Source organism: Aurantimonas endophytica (assembly GCF_014196845.1).
GTDB classification, from domain to species: Bacteria; Pseudomonadota; Alphaproteobacteria; order Rhizobiales; family Rhizobiaceae; genus Aurantimonas; species Aurantimonas endophytica.
In genome coordinates this window covers 498035-510636 of the sequence record NZ_JACIEM010000004.1, presented here as the reverse complement: position 1 = coordinate 510636, position 12602 = coordinate 498035, and the positions used below count along the sequence as shown (strand labels likewise).

The window sequence follows — 12602 nt, the reverse complement described above, 5'->3', positions numbered from 1 at the left end:
GGAAGGTTCTCATGAAGAAAGCACTTCTAGCCGGCGCGGCGCTCAACCTCGTCTTCGCCGGCGCGGCCTTCGCCGATATGACGATCGGCGTCGCCGGTCCGATGACCGGCCAGTACGCGAGCTTCGGCGAGCAGCTCCGCGTCGGCGCCGAGCAGGCTGTCGAGGACATCAACGCCGCCGGCGGCGTCAACGGCGAGATGCTCAAGCTCTCGATCGGCGACGACGCCTGCGATCCCAAGCAGGCCGTTGCCGTGGCCAACAGCTTCGCCGGCGAAGGCGTCACCTTCGTCGCCGGCCATTTCTGCTCGGGCTCCTCGATCCCGGCCAGCCAGGTCTATGCCGACGAGCAGATCATCCAGATCTCGCCGGCCTCGACCAATCCGGACTTCACCGACAAGCGTCCGGGCGACGGCATCTTCCGCGTCTGCGGCCGTGACGACCAGCAGGGCGAAGTCGCCGGCGCCTACATCGCCGAGAACTTCCCGGACGCCAAGGTCGCCATCATCAACGACAAGACCGCGTACGGCAAAGGCCTCGCCGACCAGACCCAGAAGTTCTACGAGGAAGCCGGCAAGACCCCCGTGCTGCTCGAGAGCTACACGGCCGGCGAGAAGGACTACACCGCCCTCGTCACCAAGATGAAGGAAGCGGGCGTCACCCTCGTCTATGTCGGCGGGTACCACACGGAAGCCGGGCTGATGGCGCGCCAGATGCGCGAGCAGGGCATGGATACGGTCATCATGTCCGGCGATGCGCTCGTCACCGACGAGTACTGGGCGATCACCGGCGATGCCGGCCAGGGGACGCTGATGACCTTCTCGCCGGACCCGCGCAAGAACGAGGCGGCCGCGCCGGTCGTCGAGAAGCTCAGCGCCAAGGGCCAGACCGCCGAGGGCTACGTGCTCTACACCTACGCGGCGATCCAGGCCTGGGCCGACGCGGTGAACACAGCCGGCTCGACCGACTATGACGCCATCGTCACGGCGCTCAACGACGGCAACTTCGACACGGTCATCGGCGAGCTCTCCTTCGACGACAAGGGCGACGTCACGCTGCCCGGCTATGTCGTCTACGAGTGGAAGGACGGCGCCTACGACTACGTCGAGTCGGGCACCTGATCACGCGATGACGGGACGGGCGTGAGCCTGCCCCTGTAATCAAGAAAGGCCCCGGCGCTCGGCGTCGGGGCCTTTTGTTTAGGCCCGTTCGGCATCCGGCACGTCGCCGAAGGCAGCGGTTTCGTCGGCAGCCCTCACTCCTGCCCATGCCGAAACACCGGCTTCCGCTTCTCGCGGAAGGCGGCCATGCCCTCCTTCTGGTCGCCGCCTGCGAACAGCGCGTGAAAAATCCGCCGCTCGTGCAGCAGTCCCTCGCGCAGCCCGACCTCGAAAGCGCGGTTGGTCGCCTCCTTGGCGGCGAGCGTCGCGGGCTTGGAGAAGTCGGCGATGGTCCGGGCGACGTCCAGGGCCTCCTCCATGAGCCGCTCCGCCGGGACCAGCCGCGATACGAGGCCGATCCGCTCGGCTTCCGCGGCGTCGATCATCCGGCCGGTGAGGATCATGTCCATCGCCTTGTACTTGCCGACGGCGCGGGTGAGGCGCTGCGAGCCGCCCATGCCGGGGATCACCCCGAGCTTGATCTCCGGCTGGCCGAATTTCGCCGTGTCGGCGGCGACGATCACGTCGCACATCATCGCCAGCTCGCAGCCGCCGCCGAGCGCGAAACCCGCCACCGCCGCGACCATCGGCGTGCGCACGCGCTCCAGCGCCTCCCACTCGGACAGCCAGTCGGCGAGCATCATCGCCATCGCCGAGCGATCCTCCATCTCCTTGATGTCGGCGCCCGCCGCAAAGGCCTTGTCGGAGCCGGTGATCAGAATCGCCCCGACCTGCGGGTCACGGTCCAGCGCCGCGGTCCGTCGCACGATCTCGCCCATGACCGCGGCGTTCAGCGCGTTCAGCGCCTTCGGCCGGTTGAGCGTCAGGATCGCGACGCGCCCGTCGCGGCTCTCGATAACGATGTCGTCTTCCGCCATGAATTCCTCCTCCTGGTCGGTGCCTGCGGGGTCCACGCGGCCAATGCGCCGCGCCCGTCCTATTTCGGCTGCATCCTTATCGCGCCGTCGAGGCGGATCGTCTCGCCGTTGAGCATCGCGTTCTCGACGATGTGCAGGGCAAGCGCGGCATATTCCTCGGCCTTGCCGAGCCGCGAGGGAAACGGCACCGCGGCGGCCAGCGAGGCCTGCACCTCCTCCGGCATGCCGGCCATCATCGGCGTCTCGAAGATGCCCGGCGCGATGGTCATGACGCGGATGCCGGACTTGGCGAGGTCGCGCGCCATCGGCAGCGTCATGCCGGCGACCGCCGCCTTGGAGGCGGCATAGGCGATCTGCCCGATCTGGCCGTCGAAGGCGGCGACCGACGCCGTGCTGACGATGACGCCGCGCTCGCCGTCGGCGCTGATCGGCCCGGCCTCGGACATAAGCAGCGCCACCTGCGAGGACAGGTTGAACGTGCCGATCAGATTGACGGCGATGACCTTGCCGAACAGCGCCGGGTCGTGCGCCTCGCCGCGCGAGACGGTCTTGGCGCCGACGGCGATTCCGGCGCAGTTGACCAGAATGCGCGGCACGCCATGGGCCGCGACGGCCGCCGCCACGGCATCGGCCACGGAAGCCGGATCGGCGACGTCGCAGCGCAGGAACACGCCGCCGATTTCCTCGGCAACGGCGCTGCCCGCCGCCTCGTCGCGGTCGAGCACCGCGACCGGCGCCCCACGCGCCGCCAGTCCCCGCGCCGTCGCTCGGCCGAGGCCGGACCCCGCCCCCGACACGATGGCCGGTGTCGTCACGCCAATCTGCATCGTCCCCTCCTGCCCTGCCGCCGCCCGTCGCTCGAGCCGGCAATGTTCTTCGCAGACAAGTAGCACGTCCGTGCAGACCCGCGAGGGGCTGGCGCCGCGAAGGCTTTCCTCGCGCAGCGCCCGGCACTATCAAGCAGATGTCGCAACCAGCAGCCGAGAGTCGTCCATGTCCCGCATCGTCTACGTCAACGGCGCCTATCTGCCGGAAGCGGAAGCCAGGATCTCGGTCTTCGACCGCGGCTTCCTGTTCGCCGACGCCGTCTACGAGGTGACGACGGTATTGGGCGGCAAGCTCATCGACTTCCGCGCCCACATGGCAAGGCTGGACCGGTCGTTGTCGGAGCTTAAGCTGCCGACGCCGGCGAGCCATGACGAACTGCTGGCGATCCACCGGGAACTCGCCGCGCGCAACGGCGTCGACGAAGGCCTGATCTACATGCAGGTGACGCGCGGCGCCGCCGACCGCGACTTCCTGTTCCCGCCGCAGGACACACCGCCCTCGCTGGTGCTGTTCACCCAGACCATGGCGCTGCGCGACAAGCCCGCGGCACGCACCGGCATCCGCGTCGCATCGATGCCGGATCTGCGCTGGGGCCGCCGAGACATCAAGACCGTGCAGCTGCTCTATCCGTCGATGGCCAAGACGGAGGCCGTCCGGCGGGGCGCAGACGACGCCTGGCTGGTGGAAGACGGGGTCGTCACCGAGGGGACCTCCAACAACGCCCATATCGTCACCGCCGACGGCACCTTGATCACCCGCGACCTGTCGCACTCGATCCTGCACGGGATCACCCGTGCGGCGGTCCTGCGGCTCGCAGCCGACAGCGGGTTGAAGATCGAGGAGCGTTCCTTCACGCTGGACGAGGCCAAGGCCGCGAAGGAAGCCTTCATCACCTCCGCCTCCGCCTTCGTCCTGCCGGTCGTTTCGATCGATGGCGCGGCGGTCGGCGACGGCGCGCCGGGACCCGTCGTCCGGAAGCTGCGCGAGATCTACATCGAGGAGGCGGTCCGCACCGCGATCTGAGACGCGATCCGCAGCTGCCGGCCCCCTTTCGTTTGTTGCGTTTTGGTTTCGCTTCTTTCATCCTCATCTTGAAAGCGAGGCTTCCCGATGCTCTCCGATCGTCAGCAGCAGATTCTCGAGCTCGCCAAGCGCGCCGGGCGGGTCGCCGTCGACGATCTCGCCGGCCGCTACGCGGTCTCGGTGCAGACCATCCGCAAGGACCTCAACGAGCTCTGCGACCAGCGCCTGCTGGCGCGGATCCATGGCGGCGCGGTCCTGTCCTCCGGCGTGGAGAATGTCGGCTACGACGCCAGGCGGATGATCGCGGCGGACGAGAAGGCGGCGATTGGCCGGGCCGTCGCCGACCTCATCCCCGACCGCGCCTCGCTCTTCGTCAATATCGGCACGACGACCGAAGCAGTGGCGCATGCGCTGCTGCGGCACGGCGGATTGATGGTGATCACCAACAATATCAATGTCGTGACGGCGATGCGGCCGTATCCGGAGATCGAACTGGTGATCGCCGGCGGCGTCGTCCGCCGCTCGGATGGCGGTATCGTGGGCGAGGCGGCGGTCGACTTCATCCGGCAATTCAAGGTGGATTTCGCGGTGATCGGCGTCTCGGCGATCGATGCCGACGGGTCGCTTCTGGACTTCGACTATCGCGAGGTGCGTGTCGCGCAGGCGATCATCTCGAACGCGCGGCACGTCATCCTCGCGGCCGATTCCTCGAAATTCGAACGCAGCGCACCGGTGCGGATCGGCCATCTCAACCAGGTTCACTCCTTCGTCACCGACGCGGCGCCAGCGGCCATCCGGCAGATCTGCCGGGACGCCGACGTGCGGCTGGTCGAAACCGCAGCGACGGCCTCCGAGGCTCAGGTACCCGTCGTAGCCGACGCCGGTTGAATTTCGTTTGACCTTCGATTTGGTTTCGTAATAAGCTTCGCTACGTTCGCAATGGCAACATAAATGCTGCATTGCGAAGCCTGGGGAGGCTCTTCTGGATTTCGACGTCTTCATCATTGGTGGCGGCATCAACGGCTGCGGCATTGCCCGCGACGCCGTCGGGCGCGGCTATAGCGTCGGGCTCGCCGAGATGAACGACCTCGCATCCGGCACCTCGTCCTGGTCCACCAAGCTGGTGCATGGCGGCCTGCGCTATCTCGAGCACTACGAGTTCTCCCTCGTGCGCCATGCGCTGATGGAGCGCGAGGTGCTCTGGTCGATCGCCCCGCACATCATCCGGCCGCTGCGCTTCGTGCTGCCGCATCACGCGGGCCTGCGCCCGGCCTGGCTGCTGCGGACCGGCTTGTTCCTCTACGACCATATCGGCGGCCGCAAGACGCTGCGCGCGACCACCACGGTGGATCTCGACGGTCCGCTCGGCGCGCCGCTCAAGGATGAGTATCACCGGGGGTTCGAATATTCCGACGCCCGCGTCGACGATGCACGGCTGGTCGTCCTCAACGCCCGCGACGCGGCCGACCGCGGCGCGGCGATCATGGTCCGCACCAAGGTGGTGGAGGCGCGGCGCCAGGACGGCGCCTGGCAGATCACGCTGCGCGACACCGCAACCGGGCTCACCCGAACCGTCTCGGCACGCTTCCTCGTCAATGTCGGCGGTCCCTGGGTGGACGAGATCATCCGCGGCGCCATGGGGCGCAACGAGGCGCGCCACGTCCGCCTCGTGCAGGGCTCGCATATCGTCACCCGCAAGCTCTACGAGCATGACCGCGCCTATATCTTCCAGAACGAGGACGGCCGGATCATCTTCGCGATCCCCTACGAGGAAGACTTCACCCTCGTCGGCACGACCGACCGCGACTACGAAGGCGATCCGGCGAGGGTGGCGATCTCGGACGAGGAGACCAGCTACCTCCTCGGCGCCGCCAGCGAGTATTTCAAGCAGCCGGTGACTGCGGACGACATCGTCTGGACCTATTCCGGGGTGCGTCCGCTCTATGACGACGGCGCATCCAAGGCGCAGGAAGCCACGCGCGACTACGTGCTGAAGGTCGAGGGCGGGCGGGACGAAGCGAAGGTCCTCAACTGCTTCGGCGGCAAGATCACCACGTACCGCGTCCTCTCGGAGGAAGTACTGGCGAAGATCGAGGACGCGCTCGGCACCCGCGGCAAGCGCTGGACCGGCACCAAGCCCCTGCCCGGCGGTGATTTCGCGGTCGATGGCCTGGCCGCGCTGGAGGATCGGCTGCGCCAGGCGGTACCGGCCTTCGACGAGCGAACCGTGCGGCGGATGGCGCGCTCCTACGGCACCGATGCGCTGGCGGCGGCCGGTCATGGTGCGCCGGGCCGCGATCTCGGCCACGGGCTGTTCGAATCCGAGATAGACTGGCTCACCCGCCACGAGTGGGCGCGCACGGCCGAGGATATACTGTGGCGTCGGACCAAGCTCGGCCTGCGCTTCGACGCTGGCGAGACACGGCGCCTTGCCGCGCACATGGACGCATTAGAGGCACAACGGAGGATCGCGGCCGCCTGAGCCGCGTGGGAGCCGTCTGGGAGGACAGTTTGCTCGAATTGCAGAACGTCAGCCGCACCGTTGGCGGCGACAAACACATCATCGATATATCGCTCAAGCTCGAGCGCGGATCGCTGAACGTCCTGCTCGGGCCGACTCTCGCCGGCAAGACCAGCCTGATGCGGCTGATGGCCGGGCTCGACACGCCGACCAGCGGGCGCGTCCTCATGGACGGCAATGATGTCACCGGCGTGCCGGTGCGCAAGCGCAACGTCGCCATGGTCTACCAGCAGTTCATCAACTACCCGTCGCTGACGGTCTACGAGAACATCGCCTCGCCGCTGCGCATCCAGCGCCGCCCTGCGCCCGAGATTGACGCGGCGGTGCGCAAGGCCGCAGACCTGATGAAGCTCGGCCCGTTCCTCGACCGCACGCCGCTCAACCTTTCCGGCGGCCAGCAGCAGCGCACGGCGCTGGCGCGCGCACTGGTGAAGAATGCCGAGCTGGTGCTGCTCGACGAGCCGCTCGCCAATCTCGACTACAAGCTGCGCGAGGAACTGCGCGAGGAACTGCCGCGGCTCTTCGCCGAGACCGGCGCGGTGTTCGTCTATGCGACCACCGAGCCGCACGAGGCGCTGCTGCTCGGCGGCCGCACCGCGACGATGTCGAAGGGGCGCATCACCCAGTTCGGCGAGACGGCCGAGGTGTATCACCGGCCGCACGACCTCCTGACCGCCCGCACCTTCTCCGATCCGCCGCTTAACGTCGTCCAGCTGACCAAAGCGGCCGGCCGCTTCACCTCGCAAGGCGGCGTCGCCTTCCCGGCAGCGCCCGTCCATGCCGGGCTTCCAGACGGGGCCTACAGCGCTGGCATCCGCCCGCACCGGCTGACGCTCGACGGCACCGACGGCACCGGCTTCGATGCCACGGTGGTGCTGACCGAGGTCACCGGTTCGCAGACCTTCATCCATGCCGATCTCGGCGGCGAACGGATCATCGCACTGGTGCATGGGGTGCGCCGCCTCGATGCCGGCGAGCTTGTGCGGCTGTCATTCGACCCGTCGCGCGTCCTGCTGTTCGCCCCGGACGGCGCCGCCGTCGCCGCGCCGGCGCGGCTGGCCGCCTGAGGAGAGACGATGGCCCGTATCCGCCTCGACCATATCCGCCACGCCTACTCGCCGGCGCTGGCCAAGGCCGGCACCTACGCACTGCGCGAGGTCGACCACGCCTTCGAGGACGGCGGCGCCTATGCGCTGCTCGGACCCTCCGGCTGCGGCAAGACCACGCTGCTCAACATCATCTCGGGCCTCCTGACGCCGTCGGAAGGCAAGGTCCGCTTCGACGACCGCGACGTGACGATGCTGACTCCGGAAGCCCGCAACATCGCCCAGGTCTTCCAGTTCCCGGTGATCTACGACACGATGACGGTGCGCGAGAACCTCGCCTTCCCGCTGAAGAACCGCAAGCTTCCCAAGGCCGAGATCCAGACGCGCGTTAGCGACATGATCCGCCGCATCGGGCTGGAGGCGAAGGCGGACCGCAAGGCGCGCGGCCTGACCGCCGACGAGAAGCAGAAGATATCGCTCGGCCGCGGCCTGGTGCGCTCCGACGTCAACGCCATCCTGTTCGACGAGCCGTTGACGGTCATCGACCCGCACATGAAATGGCAGCTGCGCTCGGAGCTGAAGCAGCTGCACCACGAATTCGCAATGACGATGATCTACGTCACGCACGACCAGACCGAGGCGCTGACCTTCGCCGACAAGGTGGTGGTGATGTACGATGGCGAGGTCGTGCAGATCGGGACGCCCGAAGAGCTGTTCGAGCGGCCGCGGCATACATTCGTCGGCTATTTCATCGGCTCGCCCGGCATGAACGTCCTGCCCTGCCGGCTCGAGGCCGGCGAAGCGGTGATCGCCGATGCGCGGATCGCGCTGGCCGGGCTCGCCCCGGTCTCCGCCGGACAGAAGACCGAGCTCGGGATCCGGCCGGAATTCGTCGAGATCGTGCCGAGCGGCGACGGCATTCCGGTGAGCGTCACGAAGGTGGAGGACGTCGGTTCGGAACGGATCGTACGGGCGACGCTGTCGGGCAACCCGATCAGCGCGATCGTGCCGGAAGGCGCTTCCATCCCCGCCGATGCGGCGGTCCGCTTCGCGCCACACGCACTCAATGTCTACGCCGATTCCTGGCTGGTGGAGAGGGCCTGAGACATGGACAAGACCTGGAACAACAAAGCCTGGTTCATGGTCGTGCCGGTGCTCCTGCTGGTCGCCTTCTCGGCGGTGATCCCGCTGATGACGGTGGTCAATTATTCGGTGCAGGACACGTTCGGGAACAACCAGTTCTTCTGGGCCGGCACCAGCTGGTTCCAGGACATTCTCACCTCGTCGCGCTTCCACGACGCCCTGCAGCGCAACCTGATCTTCTCGGCGATCATCCTCGCCATCGAGATCCCGCTCGGCATCCTCGTCGCCCTGTCGATGCCGAAGAAAGGCATCTTCGTGCCGGTCTGCCTCGTGCTGATGGCGCTGCCGCTGCTGATCCCGTGGAACGTCGTGGGCACGATCTGGCAGGTGTTCGGCCGCACCGACATCGGGCTGCTCGGCTACACGCTGACCGCGATGGGCTTCGACTACAATTACGTGCAGGATCCCTTCGACGCCTGGGTGACCGTCATCCTGATGGATGTCTGGCACTGGACGAGCCTCGTCGTCCTGCTCTGCTATGCCGGGCTCGTGTCGATCCCCGACGCCTATTACCAGGCAGCGAAGATCGACGGCGCCTCGCGCTGGGCGGTGTTCCGCTACATCCAGTTGCCGAAGATGGGCCGCGTGCTGCTCATCGCCGTGCTGCTGCGCTTCATGGACTCATTCATGATCTACACCGAGCCCTTCGTCGTCACCGGCGGTGGCCCGGGCAACTCCACGACCTTCCTGTCGATCGACCTCGTCAAGCTGGCGATCGGCCAGTTCAATCTCGGCGAGGCGGCGGCCATGTCGCTGGTCTACTTCCTGATCATCCTGGCGCTGTCCTGGGTGTTCTACACGGTGATGACCAATGCCGGCACCGACCAGCCGATGAAGGGAGCGCCGGAATGAGCGACCAGGCGACCGCCCATCGCAGCCTGCCCGCTGCGGCCCATTCGGAGACGGCGCTGAAGGAACGCGCGCGGGCGAAGACCGGGCATTTCCGCTGGAAGGCACTGATCCCGGCGATCTACATCGTCTTCCTGCTCCTGCCGATCTACTGGCTGGTCAACATGAGCTTCAAGACCAATCAGGAGATCCTGAGCGGCCTCACGCTGCTGCCGCAGAACCCGACACTGCGCAACTACGCGGTGATCTTCACCGATCCGTCCTGGTACAACGGCTACATCAACTCGATCATCTACGTGGTGATGAACACGATCATCTCGGTGGCGGTGGCGCTGCCGGCGGCCTACGCCTTCTCGCGCTACCGCTTCCTCGGCGACAAGCATTTGTTCTTCTGGCTTCTGACCAATCGCATGGCGCCGCCGGCGGTGTTCGCGCTGCCGTTCTTCCAGCTCTACTCCGCCTTCGGCCTGATCGACACGCATATTGCCGTGGCGCTGGCGCACTGCCTGTTCAACGTGCCGCTGGCGGTGTGGATTCTCGAAGGCTTCATGTCCGGCGTGCCGAAGGAGATCGACGAGACCGCCTATATCGACGGCTATTCCTTCCCGCGCTTCTTCTTCAAGATCTTCACGCCGCTGATCGCCAGCGGCATCGGGGTCGCCGCCTTCTTCTGCTTCATGTTCTCCTGGGTCGAGCTCCTGATCGCGCGGACCCTCACGGTGACCGACGCCAAGCCGATCTCGGCGATCATGACCCGCACCGTCTCGGCGTCGGGCATGGACTGGGGCGTCCTCGCCGCCGCCGGGGCGCTGACCATCATCCCCGGCGCGATCGTCATCTGGTTCGTGCGCAACTACATCGCCAAGGGCTTTGCCCTGGGGAGGGTGTGATGGACTTTTCCTGGATGGCCTGGACGTGGCCGACCGCGATCTTCTTCCTGGTGATCTTCGCGCTGATCGCCGCCATGGGCGTGTGGGAGTATGCCGTGCCGGGCGGGTCGCCGCGCGTCGGCATATTGCGCTTCGAGACCACCCGCGGCGACCGGCTGTTCGTTTCTCTGCTCGGCTCCGCCTTCATCTGTCTCGGCTGGCTGTGGGCCACCGACCTCTCGCTCTGGTACGCGCTCGCCGTCTGTGCCGGGTTCTTTCTTCTCGTCTTCCGTCTCGTCTGACGAGACGGCGTCTGCCCCTGCCGCGTCTCGACCGGTCGACGCGGGTCAGCCAACCAACCGACCGGCTCCATCTGGGAGGATTGTGAACATGAAACGCATACTGATGAGTACGACGGCGGCCCTCGCCATCACGCTCGGCGCCAGCCCGGCCTTTGCCGACATGGAGGCGGCGAAGTCGTTCCTCGACGGCGAGATCGGCGACATGTCGTCCCTGTCCCGCGAGGAGCAGGAACAGGAGATGCAGTGGTTCATCGACGCCGCCGAGCCGTTCCAGGGCATGGACATCAAGGTCGTGTCGGAGACCATCACCACCCATGAATACGAGTCGAAGGTGCTGGCCCCGGCCTTCACCGCGATCACCGGCATCAAGGTCACCCACGACCTGATCGGCGAGGGCGACGTCGTCGAGAAGCTGCAGACGCAGATGCAGTCCGGCGAGAACATCTACGACGCCTATGTCAACGATTCCGACCTGATCGGCACGCACTGGCGCTACCAGCAGGCACGCAGCCTCACCGACTGGATGGAGAACGAGGGCAAGGACGTCACCAATCCCGGCCTCGACCTGGACGACTTCATCGGCACGTCCTTCACCACCGCGCCGGACGGCAAGCTCTACCAGCTGCCCGACCAGCAGTTCGCCAACCTCTACTGGTTCCGCTACGACTGGTTCAACGACGAGAAGAACAAGGCCGACTTCCAGGAGAAGTACGGCTACGAGCTGGGCGTGCCGGTCAACTGGTCGGCCTATGAGGACATCGCCGAGTTCTTCACCGGCCGCGACATGGGCGAAGGTCCGGTCTACGGCCACATGGACTACGGCAAGAAGGACCCCTCGCTCGGCTGGCGCTTCACCGATGCGTGGCTCTCGATGGCCGGCAACGGCGACAAGGGCATCCCGAACGGCGTCCCCGTCGACGAATGGGGCATCCGCGTCAACGAGAACTCCCAGCCTGTCGGCTCCTGCGTCGCGCGCGGCGGCGACACCAACGGCCCGGCGGCGGTCTATTCCATCACCAAGTATCTCGACTGGCTGAAGGCCTACGCCCCGCCCGAGGCCCAGGGCATGACCTTCTCCGAGGCAGGGCCGGTGCCGGCGCAGGGCAAGGTCGCCCAGCAGATCTTCTGGTACACCGCCTTCACCGCGGACGCGGTCAAGGAAGGCCTGCCGGTGGTCAATGAGGACGGCACGCCGAAATGGCGCATGGCCCCCTCGCCGCACGGCGTCTACTGGAAGGAGGGCATGAAGCTCGGCTACCAGGACGTCGGGTCCTGGACGCTGATGAAGTCCACCCCTGACGACCGCGCCAAGGCCGCATGGCTCTACGCCCAGTTCGTCACCTCCAAGACCGTCGACGTGAAGAAGAGCCATGTCGGGCTGACGCTGATCCGCGAGAGCTCGATCCGGCACCAGAGCTTCACCGACCGGGCGCCCGAGCTCGGCGGGCTGATCGAGTTCTACCGCTCGCCGGCCCGCGTGCAGTGGTCGCCGACCGGCACCAACGTGCCGGATTATCCGAAGCTCGCGCAGCTCTGGTGGCAGGCGATCGGCGACGCGGCCTCCGGCGCCAAGACGCCGCAGGAAGCCATGGACACGCTCTGCGCCGAGCAGGAGAGCATCATGGAGCGGCTCGAGCGGGCCGGCATCCAGGGCGACATCGGCCCGAAGCTCAACGAAGAGCATGACATGGAATACTGGGTCGAGCAGGCCAAGGCGAACGGCACGCTGGCGCCCCAGCCAGCCGTCGAGAACGAGAAGGAACAGCCGATCACCGTCAATTACGACGAGCTGGTGAAGAGCTGGGCCGACGCCACCGCGACCGCCCCGACCGAGGGCGACACGACCTCGGCGACGCCGGCGGCCGCGCCCGCCCAGTAAGCGGCGGACGCCACGAGAGAAGACAGAAGGCCGGGACGTTCCCGGCCTTCTCGTATCGGCGCCGCAGATGCGCCTTCCCCTGCTCCTGCGCCCGTTCGAGGCTGCAC

The 12602-nt window shown here is 66.9% G+C and carries 12 protein-coding genes; 10 read left to right on the top strand and 2 right to left on the bottom strand.

Annotated elements, in window-relative coordinates:
* Positions 1 to 11 precede the first annotated feature (11 nt).
* A complete protein-coding gene (locus GGR03_RS16910; protein ID WP_183209914.1) occupies positions 12 to 1118 on the top strand; it encodes a branched-chain amino acid ABC transporter substrate-binding protein in 1107 nt (368 codons plus the stop codon).
* Positions 1119 to 1252: 134 nt separating this feature from the next.
* On the opposite strand, the gene GGR03_RS16905 is transcribed toward GGR03_RS16910, so the two are convergent.
* Together GGR03_RS16905 and GGR03_RS16900 are read right to left on the bottom strand one after the other, a co-directional pair.
* Positions 1253 to 2035 carry an enoyl-CoA hydratase gene (locus GGR03_RS16905; protein WP_183209913.1) on the bottom strand — a complete coding sequence of 261 codons (783 nt, stop codon included), beginning with the start codon at positions 2033 to 2035 and terminating at the stop codon, positions 1253 to 1255.
* 59 nt (positions 2036 to 2094) lie between these two features.
* Positions 2095 to 2862, bottom strand: a complete 768-nt coding sequence (locus GGR03_RS16900; protein WP_183209912.1) for an SDR family NAD(P)-dependent oxidoreductase — start codon at positions 2860 to 2862, stop codon at positions 2095 to 2097.
* A 166-nt stretch (positions 2863 to 3028) separates the two neighbouring features.
* On the opposite strand from GGR03_RS16900, the gene GGR03_RS16895 reads away from it, so the two are divergent.
* The 9 genes from GGR03_RS16895 to GGR03_RS16855 all read left to right on the top strand — a co-directional run bounded on the left by GGR03_RS16895 (position 3029) and on the right by GGR03_RS16855 (position 12495).
* Entirely contained in the window at positions 3029 to 3886 is an 858-nt protein-coding gene (locus GGR03_RS16895; RefSeq protein WP_183209911.1) for a D-amino-acid transaminase, read from the top strand.
* Between the two features lie 87 nt (positions 3887 to 3973).
* A complete protein-coding gene (locus tag GGR03_RS16890; RefSeq protein WP_183209910.1) occupies positions 3974 to 4774 on the top strand; it encodes a DeoR/GlpR family DNA-binding transcription regulator in 801 nt (266 codons plus the stop codon).
* Between the two features lie 94 nt (positions 4775 to 4868).
* Positions 4869 to 6368: a glycerol-3-phosphate dehydrogenase gene (gene glpD / locus GGR03_RS16885; protein WP_183210086.1), complete on the top strand. Its 1500-nt coding sequence runs from the start codon at positions 4869 to 4871 to the stop codon at positions 6366 to 6368.
* A gap of 29 nt (positions 6369 to 6397) precedes the next feature.
* On the top strand, positions 6398 to 7474 hold the full coding sequence (locus GGR03_RS16880; protein ID WP_183209909.1) for an ABC transporter ATP-binding protein: 1077 nt from the start codon (positions 6398 to 6400) through the stop codon (positions 7472 to 7474).
* 9 nt (positions 7475 to 7483) lie between these two features.
* Positions 7484 to 8557, top strand: a complete 1074-nt coding sequence (locus GGR03_RS16875) for an ABC transporter ATP-binding protein (RefSeq protein ID WP_183209908.1) — start codon at positions 7484 to 7486, stop codon at positions 8555 to 8557.
* A 3-nt stretch (positions 8558 to 8560) separates the two neighbouring features.
* A complete protein-coding gene (locus tag GGR03_RS16870) occupies positions 8561 to 9448 on the top strand; it encodes a carbohydrate ABC transporter permease (protein WP_183209907.1) in 888 nt (295 codons plus the stop codon).
* A gap of 56 nt (positions 9449 to 9504) precedes the next feature.
* Complete coding sequence (locus GGR03_RS16865; RefSeq protein ID WP_335631207.1) at positions 9505 to 10335, top strand: carbohydrate ABC transporter permease; 831 nt, start codon at positions 9505 to 9507, stop codon at positions 10333 to 10335.
* Positions 10335 to 10616 (top strand): DUF2160 domain-containing protein, encoded by a 282-nt coding sequence (locus GGR03_RS16860; protein WP_183209905.1) that lies wholly within the window; start codon positions 10335 to 10337, stop codon positions 10614 to 10616. Before GGR03_RS16865 ends, GGR03_RS16860 begins: the two co-directional genes overlap by 1 nt.
* An 88-nt stretch (positions 10617 to 10704) precedes the next feature.
* Complete coding sequence (locus tag GGR03_RS16855; protein WP_183209904.1) at positions 10705 to 12495, top strand: ABC transporter substrate-binding protein; 1791 nt, start codon at positions 10705 to 10707, stop codon at positions 12493 to 12495.
* Positions 12496 to 12602 lie beyond the last annotated feature (107 nt).